The 22,959-nt window shown below is 50.4% G+C and carries 10 protein-coding genes and 1 pseudogene; 4 read left to right on the plus strand and 7 right to left on the minus strand.

All coding sequences use genetic code 11. The annotated features are described in order from the left end of the window. The first annotated feature begins 302 nt into the window (after nt 1–302). The 4 genes from IC230_RS31465 (at nt 303) to IC230_RS31475 (ending at nt 14,252) form a co-directional block, all read left to right on the plus strand. Nucleotides 303–4,403 carry a hybrid sensor histidine kinase/response regulator transcription factor gene (locus IC230_RS31465; RefSeq protein ID WP_191043055.1) on the plus strand — a complete coding sequence of 1,367 codons (4,101 nt, stop codon included), beginning with the start codon at nt 303–305 and terminating at the stop codon, nt 4,401–4,403. 191 nt (nt 4,404–4,594) lie between these two features. Continuing rightward, on the plus strand, nt 4,595–4,717 hold the full coding sequence (locus IC230_RS34540; RefSeq protein WP_262893202.1) for a hypothetical protein: 123 nt from the start codon (nt 4,595–4,597) through the stop codon (nt 4,715–4,717). A gap of 169 nt (nt 4,718–4,886) precedes the next feature. Then, a complete protein-coding gene (locus tag IC230_RS31470) occupies nt 4,887–5,285 on the plus strand; it encodes a LytR/AlgR family response regulator transcription factor (RefSeq protein WP_191043056.1) in 399 nt (132 codons plus the stop codon). Nucleotides 5,286–5,363: 78 nt separating this feature from the next. Continuing rightward, nucleotides 5,364–14,252: a putative Ig domain-containing protein gene (locus IC230_RS31475; RefSeq protein WP_191043057.1), complete on the plus strand. Its 8,889-nt coding sequence runs from the start codon at nt 5,364–5,366 to the stop codon at nt 14,250–14,252. 159 nt (nt 14,253–14,411) lie between these two features. Here the strand turns inward: IC230_RS31475 and IC230_RS31480 are convergent, their stop codons facing one another. The 7 genes and pseudogenes from IC230_RS31480 to IC230_RS31510 all read right to left on the minus strand — a co-directional run bounded on the left by IC230_RS31480 (nt 14,412) and on the right by IC230_RS31510 (nt 22,744). Continuing rightward, nucleotides 14,412–15,590 carry a PepSY-associated TM helix domain-containing protein gene (locus IC230_RS31480; protein ID WP_191043058.1) on the minus strand — a complete coding sequence of 393 codons (1,179 nt, stop codon included), beginning with the start codon at nt 15,588–15,590 and terminating at the stop codon, nt 14,412–14,414. A 99-nt stretch (nt 15,591–15,689) separates the two neighbouring features. Beyond that, nucleotides 15,690–18,164: pseudogene (locus IC230_RS31485) on the minus strand (TonB-dependent siderophore receptor). A 389-nt stretch (nt 18,165–18,553) separates the two neighbouring features. Next, nucleotides 18,554–19,891 (minus strand): serine hydrolase domain-containing protein, encoded by a 1,338-nt coding sequence (locus tag IC230_RS31490; RefSeq protein WP_191043059.1) that lies wholly within the window; start codon nt 19,889–19,891, stop codon nt 18,554–18,556. 181 nt (nt 19,892–20,072) lie between these two features. Beyond that, complete coding sequence (locus IC230_RS31495; protein WP_191043060.1) at nt 20,073–21,317, minus strand: hypothetical protein; 1,245 nt, start codon at nt 21,315–21,317, stop codon at nt 20,073–20,075. A 59-nt stretch (nt 21,318–21,376) separates the two neighbouring features. Then, nucleotides 21,377–21,715, minus strand: coding sequence for a potassium transporter KefB (locus tag IC230_RS31500; protein WP_191043061.1), 339 nt, complete (start codon nt 21,713–21,715; stop codon nt 21,377–21,379). 103 nt (nt 21,716–21,818) lie between these two features. Next, the gene (locus IC230_RS31505) at nt 21,819–22,121 is read right to left on the minus strand and encodes a winged helix-turn-helix domain-containing protein (RefSeq protein ID WP_191043062.1); all 303 of its coding nucleotides are present in this window, start codon (nt 22,119–22,121) and stop codon (nt 21,819–21,821) included. Then, a complete protein-coding gene (locus IC230_RS31510) occupies nt 22,118–22,744 on the minus strand; it encodes a hypothetical protein (RefSeq protein ID WP_191043063.1) in 627 nt (208 codons plus the stop codon). The genes IC230_RS31505 and IC230_RS31510 overlap by 4 nt, the downstream gene beginning before the upstream one ends. Between the last annotated feature and the right edge of the window lie 215 nt (nt 22,745–22,959).

The following is a 22,959-nucleotide window of genomic DNA, read 5'->3' on the forward strand; positions in this document are numbered from 1 at the left end:
ATTATCTCCGTTACGTACAAAGATCCGGCCAACGATACACGGTTTGCATCCAAAACAAACCTGTGGCAACTTACCGCTGGATTCAGCTTTTTAAAAAGGCACATCGGATTGTGGTGGCTGAGGACAGATGTGGCGACGCGCTGAGCTGATGGTGGGGCTAAACGAATCATAATCGGCTATAAATAACCAACTTACTTACAGAAACTTAAGCCATTAAGTATATATTCGAAATCTACTTATTAGGTAAAAGGTCAATCTAAACGGTTTTTTTTAGCGTATTTTGATAACATATTCTTATCAGAATGCGTCTGATTTTCTTATTCCTATTCTTTCCCTTTAGCCTTTTTGCTCAACAAAAAGGTTGGCAAGAGCTAACGATTTCCGATGGATTATCGCAGGGAATGATTTTCGATCTGAAGCAGGACCGAAAAGGGTTTATCTGGGTAGCGACCAAAGATGGACTCAATCGCTTCGACGGATATAATTTTACCGTTTTTACCCACGATCCTTACAACGATTACAGCCTGTCTGACAACAATTGCTCGGCATTGTTAATCGATGGCAGTGGTCGACTTTGGGTCGGTACCCTCAATCAGGGACTTAACTTGTTTGATACGCGTACGCAACGCTTTTACCATATTGACATTCGCGATCAGGCTTCGCCCAAATCAGGAAATTATCAGATCAATGGCCTTTATGAAGATCCTCAGGGTAATATATGGGTTATTGCCAATACGGATAAACTGTTTAAGGTCAGTTTACCTGATTACCTGAAAACCAGGCTGCCAGACCACCCGGATCTCACGAGTCAGGTACAAATTACGCAGACTCCGATCAACAGAGAGGTAGGGAGCAAACCGATTAATCACCTTAGTTTTCGTCCCGATGGGCAGGCATTGGCCACGTTCCCTCATGGCTTATACTGGTTCAACTGGCAGGCACCCGGAAAGCTGGGCCAATTCGATCCGTTTCGTCATACATCGGCCGATCTGGCTGCGTCCTACGGTAAGGCTAGTCAGGGGTACTGGTTCGGTACGGTCGACAACAAGCTATTCATCTCCCGCCAGGGACATCTGAAAACAATTCTCCTGCCCTATAACGTTGCCAGTCTGAAAGAAGTCGATTCGGTGACAATTGCCATTGCTGCGGACGAATTCCTCTGGCTGATGTCGCCTGAAGAACTCATTCGCCAGGACAGCCTGACCACTCGTGACGCATTTACGACCCTGCCACCCAATATCTATGCGATTACGAACATCATTAAAGACCAGACCGGTAATGTCTGGGTGGGCACCAGCGGATACGGATTACGAAAATTCAATCCTGAGGTCAAACAGTTTCACTCGTCATTAGCGAATACAACCCTGACGTATCTGTACGCTGACCAGCAGGGACGTACTTACGTGCGCAAAGAGCTTGCCTATGAGCAACTCGACCGGATCAGTCATCAACTACGTCCGTTTTTAAGCAGCGATTTACCCCCCCCCGACAAAAACCAGCGCTACATGATGCAGGACCGTCGGGGAACATTCTGGGTGTCGAATACCAACTTCCAGACGCACGAGATGTCTTTGTTTAAGTTTTCCTCAGATTGGAAGCTGCTCAAAAAATACCTAATGCCGATCAACACAGCCTTTGGTTTTTACGGAAACCATACGGTTGAAGACCAATCCGGCCGACTTTGGCTGGGCACGACCAACGGAAAACTCATCCGCTTTGACCCCCGGACAGAACTATTTCAGGTATTCTCGTATCAGTCCCTATTGCCGCTGAAAGGGTCCGATATTGAAACGTATTTTCTTTACTTCGACCAGGCGGGTATAATCTGGATTGCTACGCAGCAGGGCCTGGTTCGGGCCGATCATCCACAGACGACGCCCGCTTTTTCTATCTATAAAAACAGCAGGACCGACCGACAGAGTCTGAGCAACGATTTTGTCCTGAGTTTACTCGATGATCCGTACGAGCCCGCCCGCTACCTCTGGGTGGCCACAAAAGGAAGTGGGCTGGATCGGCTGGATAAGAAAACGGGACATTTCGAGCACATTACCGAAGCGCAGGGACTACCTAACAAAGTCGTATATGGCATCCTGGCTGATGAGTACAAAAATCTCTGGCTAAGCACCAACCGAGGTCTGGCTCAGTTTAATCCGAAGACTCGTGTATTTAAGAACTATACCAAGGCCGACGGATTACAGGATGATGAATTCAATACGGGCTCTTACGCCAAAACACCGTCGGGTGAATTGCTGTTCGGGGGCGTGAACGGTCTGACAGCCTTTCGGTCGTCGGATATGATACGTAGTACCAAACAGAAGCCACTGGTTAACATCATTGGTCTGAAAGTCAACAATGAAGCGATTGCGGTGGGTGGGGCAGACGGTATTCTGGCCGAGGGTATCGAATATTCGCCACGGATTGACCTGTCGTATCGCCAGAACCTGCTTACCCTTGAATTTGGGGTGATGGATTACACGAACTCGATCAAGAACCGGTATCGGTATCGCCTGGAGGGTATTGATATGAACTGGGTGGAGGCTGGTACCAACCGTTTTGCCAACTACGCTCAATTGCCAGCCGGTGACTATACGTTTCAGGTAAGCGGTTCCCCCGATGGCCAGCTCTGGAGCGATCCTGTTACGTTGCAGGTACGGGTTCATCCACCCTTTTATCAAACCTGGTGGGCTTATTTACTTTATGCCGTTGGGCTGGCCATCCTTGCATGGCAACTTTACCGGTTTCAAACCCAACGGTTATTACTGCAGCAACAGGTTCGTTTTGAAAAAAAAGAAGCCAGCCGACTGGCTGAACTGGACGGGCTGAAAACGCAGTTTTTTACGAATATTTCCCACGAATTTCGTACCCCGCTTACACTCATCCTGGGTCCTATTGACCAGGCCGTTCAGGATTATGCACACGATACCCGGTTTCCACTGATTCAGCGCAACGCTAACCGACTATTGAGTTTGATCAATCAGCTACTTGATCTGAGTAAGCTGGAAGCGGGTCAGCTCAAACCGGAACCGGAACGTGGAGATATAGCGGCCTTTTTTCGGACGGTTGCCAGTTCGTTTAATTCGCTGGCCGAGAGTCGCCAAATTCGTTTTCTGTTCGAGCAGAACGCGTTGGAGTGCTGGGCCGATTTCGACCGGGACAAGGTTGAAAAAATCGTGACGAACCTGCTGTCGAATGCCTTCAAATTTACCCCCGCTGGCAATGAGGTTCGAATGACCGTTCGTTACTCCAAATCAGACGTAGTGAATACGATGGACCTCATCATTGCTGATACAGGCATTGGTATTGCGCCGACGAATCTGAGACATATTTTCGAGCGATTCTACCAGGTAGATGGCCAGGTCAATCGTTCTTACGAAGGTACCGGCATTGGGCTGGCCTTAGTGAATGAGCTGGTTCGGGTACTGCAGGGTACCATCAACGTAGTGAGTCAGGAAGGGGAAGGTACGCAGTTTGCCGTCAGTCTGCCCCTGCTTGCAGCACCACGACCTGTTTTGGAGCAGCCATCGATTGCATTAGCCCGTGAAATGGAAGATGTTTTCGCTGCCCGTGAGTCGATAATGGGGGTTTCGAGGCCGATTGAGGTTTCGCCTGCTGCGTCCACAACCGAAAATGTTCTGCTTATTATTGACGATAATGCGGATATCCGGGCTTACATACGTAGCATTTTTGACGCCGACTATCAGATTATCGAAGCGGTTGACGGGCAGGATGGATTGGAACAGGCTACGACTCGTTTGCCGGACATTGTTATTTGTGACCTGATGATGCCCCGGATCGACGGTTTTGGTTTTTGTAAAGCACTGAAAAGTCAGGAAGCTACCAGCCATATTCCGGTGATCATGCTAACGGCTAAAGCGACGGTTGAAGACCGCATCGAAGGATTTTCACTGGGAGCCGACGATTATCTGACGAAGCCGTTTAACCTGCTCGAAATTCAGGCGCGGGTACGTAACCTGATTCAGCAGCGCCAACAGTTATACCAACGGTTTAGCGTTAACCAGCCCATGCCCGCTTTTCCAGCTAGTGTACCTGGTCTTCCCAAAGCGGAGCAGCACTTCCTCGACAAGCTGTCGGCAGTGGTTCTGCAAAACCTCGACAATACGGCCTTCAGTGTCGAAGATCTGGCCGATTCGCTCAGCATGAGCCGGGTGCAGCTTCACCGGAAGCTGAAAGCTGTAGCCAACACCACGGCCACTCAGTTTATTCGGGATATTCGTCTGGCAAAAGCCGCTGAGCTGCTGACCGAAGGTCAACAGAGCGTAACGCAGGTGGCTTACTCGGTTGGCTTCGATAACCTGTCTTACTTTGCGAAAGTGTTTCAGGAACACTACGGAGCTCTGCCTTCGCAGTATGGAAAATCACCGGCATCATTCAATGGTTCATAGTAGTCATTTGATGGAATTCAATTACTAAGAGTATAGAGTTGTGTGCAAAAAGCCTGATAATTCGGGCTTTTTTGGTGTAATGTAACGTGATTGTTAGTGAATGTAACGAGTGTGTTAGCGGATTAATGGGCATTCATGGTACTTGCCGGGGTCATTAACGACTATTGACATCCAACTCCTCGGCTAAATTCATGAACTACCTTCTACGTCATTTTCCGGCTGTGCACTTGTTTGGGACACCGCTTTCCAACGGCATGAACGATCACCTCAGACACAGCGATCAGGCAATCTGCTACGTTCAGGGTACCGGTTAATGACCCATCTGTTGCCGTGTCCTCTATAAGTACAAAGAGGGCGTCGATGCGAACGACTTCACAAAACGATATGTCCGTTTGCTTCCTGTCCAGTACCTACTTTTCTCCTCAACCTCAAAATGACTGTCGACCCGTTTCCCGCACGGGCGACCATTGATCTCATTCAGTTATGAACCAACTAGTCAGTCCAACCACACAAGCACTCAAAATTTATCGTCAGCGCGAGGGACAGATGGTACTCCCTATAACGGATCTGATGTTTCTCCGGGCTACTGGAAACTATAGCTGGCTGCACTGGAAAAACGGCCAGCGTATACTGCTTCCCCGGACCCTGAAATACTATGAGCCTCAGTTGCCCAGTGGGTGGTTTGTTCGTGCACACCGCAACTGCATCGTCAACGTCCGGTACATCGAGCGAATCGAATTTCTCTATCCCGATAAGGGAGGATTGGTTCACCTGCATTCGGGTGATGTGTTGCCGGTGTCACGCCGTCGCTGGGTGGCCATTAAGAAGATTTTCCAGCGCCTGCTACTTACCGATCGATACGTCCAGACGGGCAGGGCGTAGCGGGCTTTTGTTGGCTGATGACGGTATTTACACCCATAGTCTGAATACAATCATTTTCTATATCTATATATCCTCTTTATGAAACCAACTTTCTACGTTCTCTTTCTTTTCCTGAGCCTGGGTATTAGTAATAACCTCTTTGCTGTTAACAGATTCTGGACAGGTAATACCAACACGGATTGGAATACGGCCACTAACTGGAACCCTGTGGGGGTACCCACGGCATCCGACTACGTTTATGTTAATGATGGAACCGGAAGCCCTGTTATCGCATCAGGAACTACTGTTACCATAAGAAGTATAAATATTAGTGGAAGAACACTCACAATAAATGCGGGAGGAATTCTCAATTTGAGGGGAGATGGCGCTGAATTTGCCTATCTACAAATAGGTAGTAATTCGACAGTTAATAATAATGGCACAATTGCCGTTGAGTCAGCCGCTGGAGGATCAGTTCCGGGGTATATTGAGATTTATGCAAACGCTCAATTGAACAATTCCGGGCTCATTCGGGCCAATTGTTCTACCGGATACGACTTACAGAATTCAGGAAATATTGTCAATCAGAATTGCGGGCAAATAAGATTGGCTGGACTAGGGATTTATTCATCAATCGGCTCTTTTATTAACAATGGTTACTTACAAACGAATTTTTGCCAAAACGTTACAAATAACGGTGTAATTAAATATGAATCGGGTGGACTAGCAGCCACCAATAATGGTTCGGTACGAGTTAATGACAATCCTACCAATAGTACCATATTTACTTATCAGGGTACGTATTCAGGTACCATAAATGGCATTTATACCAATGCTGCAGGTACTACGTCGGCGGGTTCGTTTACGGCTCCCAATACATTTACTCCTTCGGTGTTGCCAACTGGTTCCCAAACGCTTTATGCCAAAATTACACCCTCGGGTGGAGGCTGTACGTATATTGTACCTTTTACGTATACCTACGTAGCACCGCCTAATTTTACCACTGACCCAACCACAAAAACAGTCTGTTCGGGTAGTGGCACTACGTTTACGGTAGCGGCATCGGGCTCGCCGACGTATCAATGGCAGGTTAATACAGGCAGCGGTACGTTTAACAATCTTAGCAACTCGACTCCGTACTCGGGCGTTACGGGTACTACGTTAACCATAAGCAACGTAGCAGGGCTTAACGGCTACCAATACCGCTGCGTAGCCACCAATGCGGGTGGTTCTGATAATTCTAATTCCGCTACGTTAACTGTCAGCACGGTAACGGTCACCAACCCTACCACAACCACAGCTACTCAGGGGACGGCTTTCAGCCAGACTTTCACGGCCAGCGGAGGGACAACGCCCCGCAGCTTCAGCGTTGCCAGCGGCAGCTTACCCACGGGCTTGAGTCTGAATACTACAACCGGTGTTGTGTCGGGAACACCTACTCAGAATGGCAGCTTCCCGATCACGGTCCGGGTGACGGATGCCAATGGTTGTTCGGAGGTGAGTGCGACCTATACGCTGGTGGTCAATTCATCCGTTCCCACCATCAGCGGCTTTACAACCCTGGACAATACCGTCTGTGTCGGCATCCCCATCACGTTTACCGCCACGGTGGGCAACGTAACGGGCGGTTATGCCTACACCCTGACCAACAGCAGCAGTACGTCCATAGCGGGTACTGCCTCCAGTACGAGTTTTAGTCAGAATCTGACGGCCAGCGGGTCAGGCGCTCAATCCTTCACACTGATTGTGAATGATAATAGCCAGTCGACATTTGCCACGACCAACGTAACGATTAACAGTTCGCCTACGGCAAATTTGACCAACAATGGTCCACTGAGCTGTACGCTCGCCAACGTAACCCTGACGGCCTCGGGCGGTACGTCCTACACCTTTGCCAACGGGAGTGGGACCGTACTAACCGGATCAGGTGCCACTCGCTCAGTCACTACGTCAGGAACGTATTCGGTGAGTGTGGCCAATGCCAGTGGGTGTGTGAGCACCACCAGCACCACCGTCATTAGTAATACAGCGACCGTGTCGGTGACGAATCCCCCCACCACTACGGCTACTCAGGGGACGGCTTTCAGCCAGACTTTCACGGCCAGCGGAGGGACAACGCCCCGCAGCTTCAGCGTTGCCAGCGGCAGCTTACCCACGGGCTTGAGTCTGAATACTACAACCGGTGTTGTGTCGGGAACACCTACTCAGAATGGCAGCTTCCCGATCACGGTCCGGGTGACGGATGCCAATGGTTGTTCGGAGGTGAGTGCGACCTATACGCTGGTGGTCAATTCATCCGTTCCCACCATCAGCGGCTTTACAACCCTGGACAATACCGTCTGTGTCGGCATCCCCATCACGTTTACCGCCACGGTGGGCAACGTAACGGGCGGTTATGCCTACACCCTGACCAACAGCAGCAGTACGTCCATAGCGGGTACTGCCTCCAGTACGAGTTTTAGTCAGAATCTGACGGCCAGCGGGTCAGGCGCTCAATCCTTCACACTGATTGTGAATGATAATAGCCAGTCGACATTTGCCACTACCAACGTAACGGTAAATAGTCTGCCTGTCCCCTCGGTGACCACTAATTTTGGCGGTACGCTGACCTGCGCTCAGACCAGCCTGACCATCAGTGTATCGGGAGGCAGTTATTATGCATTTGCCCGACAGGGGGGAGGGGGCATTCTTTCTGTAAGCGGAGTCATTCCCGATGGGATGTTGCACGACGGTTTTGCAATCGTCAACGCATCAGGGGTTTATTCAATCACGACGACGGTAGCCAGTACGGGTTGTTCAAGTGTCACCAGCACCACCGTCTTCAGCAATACCGCTACAGTGACCATCACTAATCCGGTCACCACCACTGCCACTACCGGAATAGCTTTCAGTCAGGCTTTCACGGCCAGTGGTGGGGTTACACCCCGGAGCTTCAGTGTCGCCAGTGGTAGCTTGCCCACAGGGTTGAGTCTGAATACTACCACCGGCGTTGTGTCGGGTACCCCGACTCAGAGTGGTAGTTTTTCCATCACCGTTCGGGCCACCGATGCCAACGGGTGTTCGGGCACTAGTGCTACGTATACCCTAGTGGTGAGCGTAGCCTGTACTAACCTGTACACCGTTACCAACACCAATGATGCGGGAGCGGGGAGTTTACGCCAGGCCATGCTCGACATAATGGCTACCACCTGCCCAGCTCCCTTCACCATTACAGTTACTGCCAGCGGCACCATCAATCTGGCCAGTGTGCTACCAGAAATTGTGAAAGACATAGCCTTCATCGGGCCGGGCGCTAACAGTTTGACCGTTCGCCGGAATTCAAGCGATAACTTTCGGATCTTTCATTTACATAGCGATAACAAGACCGTCAGTTTTAATGGCTTTACGATTGCTGATGGTTCCTCAAATATAGGGCCAGGAATAGCAAATGATGGAGATGGTTCTACCCTAACCGTGACCAACTGTACCATTCAGAATAACCAGTCTACAGACCTTGGGTCCATCTATAACTACGGGTCATTGATTGTGACCAACTGCTTATTTACCGGCAATACAAGCCGTCAGGGCGGAGGGATTTACCATGAGGGAACACAGTTAATTATATCCAACTCCACGTTTACAAATAACTCGACCACCGTGTATGGGGGAGGGATTTACAGCAGGTTAGGCAATACGACGATTACCAATTCACTGTTCACGGGCAACCAGACGAATGGGCAGGGCGCAGCAATCACTTTCAGTGGAAATGCGACCCTGACGAATTGTACCATCAGCAATAATAGGGCTGACTCTAATGGTGGAGGAATTGCATCGTTTTCTGGTAGCCAAACACTCATCAACACGACGATTACCAGTAATACAGGTAATATTGGTGGGGTAAAATTATCAGGTGATCTCACCCTGATTAACTGCATCGTGGCGGGTAACATTAGCATTGCAGGCCCCCAATATGATGATATCGAAAATACAGTCAACTCCGCATCAACCAACAATGTGATCGGAACGGGCGGAACGGGTGGTTTGACCGATGGGGTTAATGGCAACCGGGTAGGGGTTAAAGCCTTGCTGGCTCCGCTGGGCAACTACGGAGGCCCACGCCAAACCCACGCTTTACTGCCGGGTAGTCCCGCTATCAACATTGGAACAACGGTTGGGGCTCCCGCCACTGATGATCGAGGCATTAGCCGAGTTGGATTACCTGATGCCGGATCGTTCGAGTCGCGGGGTTTTACGACGGCTTTGAGCAGTGGCAATAACCAGAGTGCTACGGTCAATACGGCCTTCGCCAGTCCGCTGGTAGTTACGGTTAGTAGCGCCAACAGCGAGCCGGTGGCCGGGGGTGTCGTTACGTTTACGGGGCCGGGATCGGGTGCCAGCATCAACCCCGCTTCAGGGACAGCCAGTATTGGCACCACAACAGCCTCCAGAGTGATCACGGCCAATGCCACGGCGGGTGGGCCCTACAGCGTAACGGCCAATGCCAATGGCGCTACCCCAAACCAAACCTTCAACCTCACCAATACCTCGGCGGCTCCCACCATTGCGGGCTTTACGACCCTGGATAATACCGTCTGTGTGGGCAGCCCCATCAGCTTTACCGCCACGGTGGGCAACGTGACGGGTAGCTACAACTTTACAGTGACGAATGGCACCAGCACCACCACCGGTACGTCCGCCAATACGGCCTTCAGTCAGAACCTGACGGCCAGCGGATCGGGGTCCCAGACCTTCACCCTAACCATTAACGACAACAGCCAGTCGGCCAGCGCCACCACCAACGTAACGGTCAACAGCTTGCCCACTGCGGGTCTGACCAACAACGGGCCGCTGAGCTGCACCCTGACGTCCGTCACCCTGACGGCCACGGGCGGTAATTCCTACTCCTTTGCTAACGGCAGTGGTACGGTGCTAACCGGATCGGGTGCCACTCGTTCGGTCACCACGGCCGGTACGTATTCGGTGAGTGTGGCCAATGCCAGTGGGTGTGTGAGCACCACCAGCTCCACCGTCATTAGTAACACCGCGACCGTGTCGGTCACCAATCCAACCACTACCACGGCTACTCAGGGGACAGCTTTCAGCCAGACTTTCTCAGCCAGCGGTGGCGTAACGCCCCGGAGTTTCTCGCTGGCAAGCGGCAGCTTACCCACGGGCTTGAATCTGTCAACGAGTGGTACGCTGTCGGGCACGCCTACCCAGAGTGGCAGTTTCGCCATCACGGTTCGGGCTACCGACGCTAATGGCTGTTCGGGAGTGAGTGCTACGTATACGCTGGTGGTGACTGATCCTACGCCAACTTTAGCAGGCTTGTCCGCTAGTCCCAATCCGGTTTGTGTGGGCAGTCCGGTCACCTTCACAACCACGGTGGGCAACTTAACCGGCAGTTATGCGTACACGCTCACCAATGGCAGCAGTACGTCGATAGCAGGAACGTCGTCCAATGCCTCGTTTAGTCAGAACCTGACGGCTATTGGCTCAGGCGTACAGAGTTTCACCCTGCTGGTCAGTGCGAATGGGCAATTGGCTAGTGCCTCTACGAGTGTAACCATTAGTGTCGCCCCCAATGCTACCATTGCCTACATGGGTTCTCCTTTCCTGACCAATGGTAGCCCGGTCAACGTCAATCAAACCGGTACAGGTGGAGGTGCTTATTCGGTCAACCCAACGGGCTTGAGCCTCAATGCCAGCACCGGTCAGATTACCCCGGCTAGCAGTAGTCCGGGTACCTACACGGTGACTTATACGGTAGCCGCGTCGGGCGGATGCTCATCCTTTACCACGACCACTGTACTCGCCATTCAGGCTCCGGCACCACAGACCGCCGATGTCAGCGTTGGTATGAGTAGTCCCGCCAGTGGGGTGCCCGGTGGCTCGGTCAGCTATACTATCACTGTCGCGAATGCGGGACCTAATGACGCGGCTAATGTTCAGGTGACGGATATACTGCCCAACGATTTGACGATAACAATGGTGACAACATCCTATAGTAATGGGACAATAGCTGCCGATCCGCCAACGAATAACACCGTCCGCGCAACGATACCCCTCCTGCGCACAGGCGATGTGGCAAGAGTCTTTGTTACGGCAACCATCAGGGCAACCGCTATGGGCAACCTGAGTAATACAGCGACGGTAACGGCCTCGACTGCTGATCCCGTCCCCGCCAACAATTCGGCTACGGCTACCAGCTCACTGACTCCTCGGGCCGATCTATCCATCGCCTGTACCGATGGACAGAATTCAGTCCAGGCGGGTAGCCCACTAACCTATACCCTGGTCGTCGCCAATAGCGGCCCATCCTCTGTTACAGGGGCCACGGTGACGGATAACTTCCCATCGAGTCTGACGGGCATTACCTGGACGGCTTCCGGTGCCGGGGGGGGCGCGGTGGCTGCTTCCGGATCAGGTAATCTGAATGAACTTGTTAATCTGCCAGTTGGGGGCTCGGTGACTTTTCTGGTGACGGCTACCCTAAGCGCATCGGCCACGGGATCGTTGATCAATACGGCCATTGTAACGGTCCCCAACAGTGTCACCGATACGAATTTAGCGAACAATTCAGCGACCGACACCGACGCGATCATTCCCATCACCCCTACGATTAGTGGCTTCACGGCGGTGGGCAACAGTGTTTGTGTGGGCAGTCCGGTCACGTTCACCGCTACGGTGGGCAACGTAACAGGCAGCTACAATTATACCCTCACGAATGGCTTAAGTGCTCCCCTTACGGGTAGTTACAGCAATGCTACGTTCAGTCAGAATTTGACGGCCAGTGGATCAGGCGTTCAATCGTTTACGCTGACCGTGAGTGCTAACGGCCAGTTAGCCAGCACCACAACGAACGCAACCGTCAACAGCCAGCCGGTAGCGGGTCTAGTGAGCAGTGGCGCGTTGAGTTGCGCCATTACGTCGGTCACCCTGACGGCTTCGGGCGGCAGTTCCTATACCTTTACTAACGGGGGGGGGGTAGTGGGTACGCCCGGCTCAGTCAGTGCTTTGGCAGTCAGCACGCCGGGTGCGTATTCAGTGACAGTAGCCAACGCCAGCGGCTGTATCAGCACGACTAGTACAACCGTGATTAGCGCGACGGGCACCGTGACAGTCAGTAACCCGGTTACGACCACGGCCACATTGACCACCGCTTTCAGTCAAAGCTTCACGGCTTCCGGGGGGGCAGGGCCGTATAGTTACAGTCTGGTCAGCGGCAGCCTGCCGAACGGATTAAGTTTAAACGCCAGCAATGGCGTCTTGTCGGGTACCCCCACCATCAGTGGCAGTTTTCCCCTCACGGTTCGAGCTACCGATGCCAACGGGTGTTCGGGCATCAGTGCGACGTATACACTGGTGGTGATCGATCCCGCTCCGACGGTGACAGGCCTGGCGGCCAGTTCTAATGTGGTCTGTATCGGTAGTCCGGTTACCTTCACCGCTAGTGTGGGTAACGTATCGGGCAGTTATACCTACACGCTGACTAGTGGCAGCAGCACCACCACGGGTAGTTCAAGTGCGGCTACGTTTAGCCAGGTGCTGGTGGCTACGGGCTCGGGCGAGCAAAGTGTCGTTCTGGTTGTACGGGCCAACGGGCAGTCGGCCAGTACCAACACCAGCCTGATCGTCAATAGCTTACCGGTAGCAGGCCTGGTGAGCAGTGGTATATTGACCTGTGCGATTACGTCGGTGACGCTAACGGCCAGCGGAGGTACTTCCTATACGTTTACCAACAGCAGTGGGGTGTTGGGCGTGCCGGGCTCAGCCAGCACACTGGTGGTCGGTAACGCAGGAAGTTACTCGGTTACAGTCGCCAATGACAATGGCTGTGTGAGCGTCACCAGTCTGACGGTGGAGCAGGATCGTCAATTGCCTACGCCCAGCCTAACCAACAATGGTCCTTTGTCCTGTAGCCTGACCAGCGTAACGCTGACGGCAGGCGGGGGAGCAACGTATCTGTTTGGTAACGGAGCTACGCCCCTTGGCGCGAACCTGGCTCGGGTGACCAGCGCGGGCGTGTATTCGGTAACGGTGGTCTCCGCCAATGGGTGCACGAACGTAGCGTCGACAACCGTTACGGGTAGTAGCCAGCCGCCCACGACCCCTGCGTTAATGGCCTCTGCAACGACCACCCTCAATCAACCCATTTCGATAACGGCGGTGGGCTGTACTGGCTCACTCGACTGGATTGTTGTCGGGGGGAGTGGCACCGCCAGCGGAGGCATCTATACCCTAACGAATCCTGGTAATTATACGCTCTCCGCCCAGTGTAGCCTCAATGGCTGTACCAGTCCGGCCACCAGCCTGACCCTGTCTATTCAGGCGAGCGGTGAGTTACAGCTGATCCAGCCGGGCTACGACTGCCAAACGGGCGCACTGACGTTCCGAACGCAGGGGGGGGATGGAACGCCCATCGAATTTTTTGCCATCGGCGTGACGGGCTGGACGACGAACCCCAATCAGTTTGTTGACGACGAAATACTGACGTCGGCTGACCTCATTCCCATCCGACTGATCGCCCGCCAGTCAGGTCGGGAGGTTACCTACGACTTTGACTGGCGCGCCAGTTGCCCACTCGTAAGCGACCTGACGCCGACGCTATACGTGAGACCGTTTACTACGTACGGATCAAGCGCGATTAACCTGGTGGTGGATGTTGTTGAACTGAACCGAGTGGCAACCAACGGCTTAATCACCATCAAAATCACGCGGGACGCTAAAGTCGCGCTCAGCTTACCTGCCAGCGCAACCAGTGTGGGCGGTCGCGTGGTGCAGAACAGTGTGTGGCAGTTAACTACGTCAGATCCGGCCTACTACGTCCTGACGACGAATCAGGTGATTAAAGCTGGTGATAAATTATCGGTGGGTCTTACGGGCGTAATCAGTCCGGGTGAAACGACGGGTATACTAAGCATCAGCTCGGTGCTGACAGGCGTCGCGGGTGAGCAGAAGGTGACGAATAATGCGGATGCGGATAAAGTTGAGTACTTTCCCCGCTGATCAGGATCGGGGGTGGAGGACTCCGATCCTGATTCCTCTACCCCCAATATTATATGTCTGTACTAGTAAGCCAAGCAAACTACACTCGCTACCGTAACACCATTCGTGCGGTTTGGACTGAGCAGGCATTGAACTCGTTGTGAATGAAAAGCCAATCAGCTACGCATTTTGAACGCCGATTTGTGGATTCGGAACTCTCGTTGACGCATGCTTCCGCGGAGCTACTGTTTTTTTCGTTTTCTTACGTTTGCCCCACCAGATCAAAAAGCCGGTAACCGGCAGACTAGCGGCTATCAGGGCCACAAACAGCGCAATAAGTTTGGTTGGCCACCCGAGCAGACTACCTGTATGGATTGGAAACACCACCCGGCGGGCTTTGAATCCTCGCGTTTCATCGTCGTATAAGCGCTTTTTAACCAGATCGCCGGTTTGGTTGTCGAAATACAGAAAGTCGACGATGTTGCTAATCGCAGCTTCGTAGTTCTTCTTTGATGCGGTGATCGACAAACTGTCTTTTTCAGGTAACGTCAACGTAATAAGACCCGTATACGGCAAAAGACGATTGGTTTCAGCGTAAATTTTTTCGTAAAGGTCAGTGTTCTTATGGGCTTTGGCTGTCGGATTTACGGGCGCTTCCCGCTTGGCCTGTGGCTTCCCATCGAAAGCGTAAAAAAGCAGGTTATTCACCCATTTGTAACTCCAGATTAGGCCGGTCGACGCGATCAGAAAAACAAACGGTAGTACGTAGAAGCCAAAGATGGCGTGCAAATCCCAGTTAAGTCGCTTGAACGAGGCACCCCATTTTATAGTAAATCGCTGCTTTCTGTTTTGGCGATTCGGCCACCAGAGAATCAGCCCCGATAGCATGATGATCAGAAACGCACTGCACGAAATTCCGGTAATGATTTTTCCGGTATCGCCCAGGCAGAGGTACCGGTGCAGCCGTAGCACAACTGAATAGAAAGCGTCTTCTTCCTGACGCGTATCGACAATTTTGCCCGTATACGGATTGAGGGCCACTGACAGAATATATTTCGCTTTTTTGCTCTGCTGTAGACCAATAATCACCGTTCGGTCGGGTTGGGGCTCGATCTCGATGCGACTTACTTTTTTTCCGGGGAACTGCGTTGTCGCTGTGGTCACTAGTTGATCGAGCGGTAACCGCTGGGCACTGGCTGGTGGTGTAACCGTGTGAAATTTAGCGTAGATGATCGGTTCCAGCTCCTCCTCAAACACAAGCAGCGAACCCGTCAGGGCTACGATAAAAACGACAAGGCCGGAGCCTAGCCCCAGCCACAAATGCAGTTTTGACGCGATGGTTTTTCCGATTGATGCCACAGACGTAACGGTTAAATGTTAATAACCACAGAGGCACAAAGAACATAGATATGTTAACCCTTCGTGTTCGTTTTCTTTGTGCCTCCGTGGTGAATTTATTTAGAATGTATACGAAACGGTTGCCATGAAGTTGCGCGGTGCTCCGGGGAATAACCGCAGGTAATCATAGCCACCAACCCAGTACGTTTTGTTGCCCAGGTTGTTTAGGTTGACCTGGAACTGGAATTTTTCGATTCGATAATACAGGGCAGCATTGAGCAGCATATAAGCCGGAATCGTCTGCGTATTGTTCAGCGACAGGTTCCGTTCGGCTACGTAATTACCACCAAGCCCTATGCCCAGCCCCTTAAGATTCTGGTTCACAAACGTGTATTTCGTCCAGAAACTACCCTGGTTCTTTGGTGCGTTCGGCTTCTGCATGTTCACCAGTACCTGGTCGGCGGCTCTCGATCCGGCGTCGGTTATTTTGGCATCGTTGTAGCTATACGTAACGATCAGGTTCCAGTTTGGCAGGATGTTGCCCGTTACGTCAAATTCCACGCCCTTCGCCCGCTCCTGACCAATCTGCATCATCAGGTTCGGATTATCAACGGCATTGGCCGAATACAACGTATTGCTTTGTGTAATGTCATAAATCGACGCGTTGGCGGTCAGTCGTCCGTCCAGCCATTCGGTTTTCAGGCCAAATTCCGTCAGCGAACTCCGGATCGGATCGAAAGGTCCACCCGATAGCGGATCGCTTTGCACAGTGGCATCCTGCGGGTTGTAGCCTTTGGTATACGTACCGTACAGATTGATATTTCTGTTCACCGTGAAAACAGCGCCAATACGTGGCAGTAACGCATGTTGCGTTACGTTGTTTTCAGCGGTAGTTGTGTAGCCTTTTTTGTCGATGTACGTATCATACCGCAGGCCGAGCAAAAGCTGTAAGCGATCTAGTTTCACCTGTTCCTGCACGTAAAGCCCATGCAGTGAGTAAAAAACGGGCGTCGTTGCTGCGTTCGCCACTACGTTGTAAATGTATTTGGATGGGTCTTCCAACTGGTTGTTCTGAAGCGTCAGATCATAGTGGGAAATGTTCGGCTTTGGAATGCTCCGGGTAACGCCATTGCTGGTGTAGTTATAAAACTGATACAGATCGGGGCGCCTGGCATTATACGCGGCTGCTCCTCCGGCTTTCAGCAAATACCCGTTGGCGGTCTGCTGACCTGATCCTTTCGGAGTCGATGACTGGATGTAATCGTAACCGATAACCAGCTTATGTTCGGCCCGTCCCGTATTGAAGTTGTGGTTGAAAAACAGCGAAACGTTATCCATGAACGACTTGGTTTGCCGGACGAAAACCTGCCGACCCACCAGGTTTGGGATGGCAATACCCGCCGAGTCGACCCCGTTAACGTTACTGCTCCGGTGCTCCAGCAAATCTTCGCTATATCCCGTGCGCAGATACGCCATATTGAACGACGTATTCTGACTGAACTGATGGTTCAGCGAGGTCGTAATCAGGTACGTTTCTTCGTTCAGATAATCGTTCACAGCATTTAGCGACGTAGCAATGGAGCTGGAATACAGGTCATTCCCAACCACCGATTGCCCCCGATCGAGTCGACTATTCGATTTGTTATAGACCAGATCGAAGTTGATGCGCGTTTTGTCGGTGGGCAGAAACGACACCGATGGCGCAATGATTATGTTTTTATCAAACTGAAGATTCCGGAAGCCCTGCGCATTCACATACCCCAGATTCAGCCGGTATAACAGGGTTTTACTTTCGTTCATCGGCCCCGTGAAGTCGGCCAGTACGCGCATAGTGTTGAAACTACCCGTCGTGAACATAAGTGATTTCTGCGTTGTGGTCAGCGGCTTTTTCGTCACCCGGTTCAGCGTACCACCCGGCGACGTATTGCCATATAGCGCCGAAGCCGCGCCTTTAATGACTTCAACCCGTTCCAGGTAATTGACCGGCGGTTACTTCCAGAAACCAGAAAACGTGCGTAATCCATTGAATAACTGCGTCGTGCTGCCCCCATTCATACGGAAACCGCGAATAGTCAGATCGTCGTAAAACGTAAACTGATTCACACCGCTCATATTCTTCACGGCATCGCCCATGGTAAACGCGCCCTGATCACGGAGCACCTCTTTCGTTACGTAGCTAATTGCCTGAGGCACTTCTTTGATTGGCGTCGCCGTTTTGCTGGCGATAAAGGATACGTCGTTCTTATACGTCGTTTCCCGTCGACCGGTAATTTCAACAGTCTGTAGTTGCTGCGCATTTTCCTGAACGGTCAGGTTCAGCATTAGTGTTTCACCAGCGGCCAGAGAAACCTTCCGTTCAATCGATGCGTAGCCGACGCCAGAAGCAGTAAGTTGGTAATTGCCGGCCGCCAAGTCTGACAGAGAAAATTCGCCTGAAACGGACGTAGTGGTACCCTTTCCAGTGCCTTTCAGAATAATATTGATCGATTCGGCAGGATCGCCATTTTCGGTGCTAATTCGTCCTTTGATAGTTCCGCTCTGGGCAATCGCAAACGAACTGAGTAATGTGAGAAACAGGGTAGAGATAAATTTCATTAACAGTGGTTTTGATCATTCGATTATACACACTGCAAAGCTAACCTTATTTAGACTTATTATTAATTGGGTAGAAATTCGATGTGCGAAAAATACAGTAACTGTCCTGAAAAGTACTACGTAGTAAATGGGTAATGGGAGAAATGGTAGTGCGGTTTTACGGTAATTGCTTTATTCGCAGTGGTCTGACAGAAGATTAAACTTAACTTTTTGCTGATAAGCCGCGCTTTAATAAGCATAAGTCAATGTCTTCGCTGACTGTACATGAACCTAACCAAATAAATAATGCCAAACCACAGGCCGGGGATTAAACCGGGAAGGATAGCGCCATTTGTAGTGTAATCCTTGCTTTCCTTCCCGGCTGTGTAAGCAGATGCTTTTTCTGACGGTTAGTTATCCCTTGTTAACATCCGCTCCCGACCGTTTCGTATGATCATCATCTGGTTCTTGGCAGTATCGAATTCAATGACTATACCCACGCTTTCGATTCTAAATTTATCCTGTGCTGTTGCTTCGAGCGGTATAGCGGATTGCCCCGGTGGCTGCGCGTAAAGTGTTGCACCATCGCGGGTGATCATAAATTTTGCAGGTGCTCCGGGAAATGAATAAGCGCCAGCGTATTTGTCCATAGTTTCGGGGCTGACGGCAACCGATTCGAAGGTGGGAATCTGAAACGGTTTATTGTAATAAATGTCAACAATGCCATTCATGATAGTTTTTACCGGATACACTTTCGCGTTCGTTGTATAGGCGATCGCCAGTTTTTCTTCCGGCAAATAAGCCAGCCACGCTCCGTAGTTGTCGCCCCCGCCCGTGTGTCCATAGAAGGTTTTGCCATCGAACGTAAAGGGCTCCATGCCCAACCCGTCGCCGTCTTGTATCGTTTTCATCTGATTGAGGCTCTCCTGAGAAATCAGTTTCCGGTCAAACAGTGCCTGGATGAATTTGGCTAAGTCGGTTGGTGTCGAAACAATCGATCCCGCCCCGAAGAGGATGCTTGGATGGGTTTCGGGTACCTGTTTCCACTCACCGAGGTTCGTATACGTGAGGGCTTCGTTTTTATTCACGTCAATGTTTCCAGTTGCCGTGTATGTATCCTTGAGCCCGATCTTAGCGGTGATTCGTTCCCGAAGTAGTTCCTCGTAAGGTTTGCCGGTTAACCTTTCAAGGATAAGGCCCAATAGAGTATAGCCAGAATTGCTGTAGGCATGCTTACTGTCCGGTTCAAAATCAGACGTACCTTTCGCGATGAGGGCGAGTAATTCATCCTTCGTTATAGCGCTCCTGCTTGACGAAGGTCGCAAATTTCTGTCTATCAGGGAATCATGAATACCACTGCGATGAGCGAGTATCTGCGCGATGGTAATTTTACTCGCGTTGGGAATCTGCGGGAAGAATTTGTCGAGCGTATCTGTCAGCTTTATTTTTCCTTCTTCAACGAGCTGAAGGATCATCACGGCGGTAAACATTTTCGTAATCGACGCAATCCGATACCGGGTCTCCAGGGTTAACGGGTTCTTTACGGTTTCGTTGATCTGGCTGTAGCCAATAGATCGGCCGTACAGAACGTTACCGTCTTTTGCAATGACCAGGCTTCCCATCGCCTTGTTCTTTTCGGCGAGCCGGTCAAAAAACTGATCGAGTTTAGCTTTGTCCAGCGTCTGTGCATATCCGGCGGCAAACAACGCCAGTATCAGTATGGTGGTGAATATTAGTTTGATTTTCATGCTTCAGTTTCTTTGTTCTGTTACGTGTGATGTTTTGAGAATGTCCATTTGAATTTTAGTTGACTTTGAAATTCAAAGTGACTGGGTAAGCAAATAGATTAATCTGTACTGATGCCCTGGATCTTGTTGATCCATGCTCAAAAAAAGAAATGGCAACAGGCATTGCTGCTTGCCGGGTTGGTTATCTGAACCCAAATAGTAGCGGAAACAGAAACGTTACGATAGCAGCCCACAAAGCGTAAACAGGCAGATAGGAAGCAATCGCGTTGCCAACTTCGTTTATAGTACCCTTTTTCGAAAGTACCCTAAAAAGTTGCGCTGTTACCAGCAAAAGATTGACCAAGATCAATACGTTCCCGCCCAGAACCGCGACCCTATTGGGTGTAATCCCCAATGTTGAAATTCGGAACAGTATAGCTGACAGCGCGATGCTGTTAACGAGCACGGTTACAGCAGATAGCAGAAAAAGAACCCAAATTTCCGGTCGGCTTTTCGTTGTATGAGTTGTTTCGGCGATCGAAAAGAAAATGATGGCCATAACCCCAATTAGCAGCGCATTAAACATCAGCAAAAACTCCCGGTCGTTATAGGGATCTTTACCGGAATACAGGATGGCTACGAGGTAAATGACCAGCATCACAAACACCAGCGGGCTGAATAGCTTCGCCAGTACCGGCGACACTTTACCGACTAACTGCGGATTGGTCTGGGTAAGGTAGGTACCCACAATGGGGGCAGCCGGAAGGCCGAAAACGACAATGTTTTCGAAATAAAACGTTTTGATATCCAAGCCGATCAGCGCGAAAAGCCCCACGGTTATGCCAGTCATGATCCCGCCTGCGATCAGGATGAGCGTTGTCATGACGATCAGGTCGCCATTATACCGCAAATAGCTAAGCCGCTTCTCCTCATTATTTCTCGTTTCGCCAACAAATGCAAAACCAAGTATCGACCAAAGAAATAAGACTACATGGATACATGAGAGAATCAGGGTATCACTTTTCTTATTATCGGGCAGGAAATTGATAAAAAATAAACCGACGAGGGTTAGCCCAACGATAAAAGAAATTGTACGGATTGATACGTTATTCTTCCACGCAAAGTAGGTTGATAATGCCGGAAAGACGATGAAACCTATATTTCTGGGGTAAAAAAACTCCTGATCTATAGCAAAAAAGGCTGGCAACTTAGCAATTAGGCCTGCTATAAGCGCAGCCATGAGCACAAATACGAGTTCCCGGCCTGTACCCCAGTTTAGTTCATCAGGTTCGTAACTCAGTCGTTCATTCCAGAAATCGGCGATCGTACTCCCTTTAAGCTCTGGATAGAGCGTATTGAACGCTCGCTTAAACGGTATCTTGTTCGCTCGATATAGCTTTTCGAGTTGCCTGGGTTCGTTCAGACAGGCGATTATTTCGTCTCTCATCAGTTTATACGTTAAAGACACGTTAGTTGAAATCGTTAATTCGGATTAGTTAGAGTCGTTTAATCCCACAACGTACCGTCTAATCCCAGAACCATACCGAGCCATAAGCCAATGATGAACACAAGTCCACTTACGATCACAGCAATGGCCTTGTTTACTCCGACTTGGTTGCGAAAACGAATAATGAAGTAATTACATAATCCACCCATTGCTCCGGCCAGAGGAACGATAATCAGCGGCCGAATCATCCATAGCTTTCCCCAGGCTGGATTGGGGTCTTTAACTCCGGATAGAAAAAGTGCGATTAGGATTAAACCAATTCCTGCACCCACTACCATACGTTTACCCAATGAAGCTGGCTGAATCGGCTGTGTTGTTAAATTAGTCCTGTGTGTCATGGTCATCTAGTTTTAAGCGTTGTTAATCGTTTTTAAGTACCCAATAAAGCACTTTGAAATCCAAAGTGTATGTCTAAAAAAAATAGCCATCAGTGGTAATGGACTATTCAGTCACCCCTTTAATCAGTTTTTCCAAGGCGTTTAAATGGTCGTTAAATGCTTTCCGGCCGAGTTCCGTAGCAGCATAGCTTGTATTCGATTTCTTGTCGACAAATGATTTCTCCACCTGAATAAACTCTTCTTTCTCCAGGGCTTTCAGGTGGCTTGCCAGATTACCATCCGTCACATCAAGGAATTCCTTCAATGAATTGAAATCAAGCGCATTATTAATAGCCAGAGCCGCCATAATGCCGAGCTTGATCCTGCTTTCAAACGCTTTATGTAAACCATTGATCGATATTTTCACCTTTCGTATCGGTAATGCATATAGATGCCATATAGAATGTGGGCCAGGCCAAAACCTAACGCCCAGCACACTAAACCATACTCAACAAAATAGGCACTAAATAAGCCCAGTACCATCTGAATAAGTCCCAAGCTTCTTAATTCCTCATACGTGAACTGGCTGGCATTGTACAAGGCCAACCCATAGAACAGCAAGCTAAATGGGGCCATCCAGCCAAGTAGTCCGTTGGCAATCAAAATCAGGAGCAAAAGTCCACCGACAACCAGCGGAACGGCCATTTGAATGAGAAGCCGCTTGACCAGCGCATTCCAGAGTCTCTCCCCTCGTTTGTTCGCCTTCCTGCTGGAGAGAAGAATAGCGGTACCTATAGCCAATACCAATATGCCAATAGCTAAAAAAATGACTTTCGGTAGGCTGGAAGATAAATTTCCGGCTTCCGTGGTGCTGTAAACGAGTTCATCAGGATTGAAACCAAAGACGCTATACGCGATATAAGCACCGGTCAACGCATACACGCCTGCCATGATGCCAGCCCAGCCAGCCAGCGACAGAAATTTAGAAGAACGCTCCATGATAGAGCGTATCTGAGCTATATCCCGAATATAATCCTGTTCTTCGTCCATTTAAAAGCACTTTGAAATTCAAAGTAAAGGCAGAAATAACTGTCATGCAAGCGTTAAGCGAATTTTTTATTCCTGATATGAAGTATTGTGCCATTACGTTGATTTCAGGAGTTACCCGGTTGCCGCATTGCTGCCTTCCGGAAGATTGCTTAGGCTGTTTCGGAAGGTATAAATGAGAAAGCCCACCCAAACGTTCTAAACGTTTGGGTGGGCTT

The organism is Spirosoma validum, from assembly GCF_014699035.1.
Taxonomy (GTDB): Bacteria; Bacteroidota; Bacteroidia; order Cytophagales; family Spirosomataceae; genus Spirosoma; species Spirosoma validum.

Excerpts from the sequence above, each read along its gene's own strand:
- IC230_RS31465 (WP_191043055.1), top strand. The coding sequence starts at position 303 with ATGCGTCTGATTTTCTTATTCCTATTCTTTCCCTTTAGCCTTTTTGCT.
- IC230_RS31475 (WP_191043057.1), top strand. The coding sequence starts at position 5,364 with ATGAAACCAACTTTCTACGTTCTCTTTCTTTTCCTGAGCCTGGGTATT.
- IC230_RS31470 (WP_191043056.1), top strand. The coding sequence starts at position 4,887 with ATGAACCAACTAGTCAGTCCAACCACACAAGCACTCAAAATTTATCGT.
- IC230_RS31500 (WP_191043061.1), bottom strand. The coding sequence starts at position 21,715 with ATGACACACAGGACTAATTTAACAACACAGCCGATTCAGCCAGCTTCA.
- IC230_RS31510 (WP_191043063.1), bottom strand. The coding sequence starts at position 22,744 with ATGGACGAAGAACAGGATTATATTCGGGATATAGCTCAGATACGCTCT.
- IC230_RS31490 (WP_191043059.1), bottom strand. The coding sequence starts at position 19,891 with ATGAAAATCAAACTAATATTCACCACCATACTGATACTGGCGTTGTTT.
- IC230_RS31495 (WP_191043060.1), bottom strand. The coding sequence starts at position 21,317 with ATGAGAGACGAAATAATCGCCTGTCTGAACGAACCCAGGCAACTCGAA.
- IC230_RS34540 (WP_262893202.1), top strand. The coding sequence starts at position 4,595 with ATGAACTACCTTCTACGTCATTTTCCGGCTGTGCACTTGTTTGGGACA.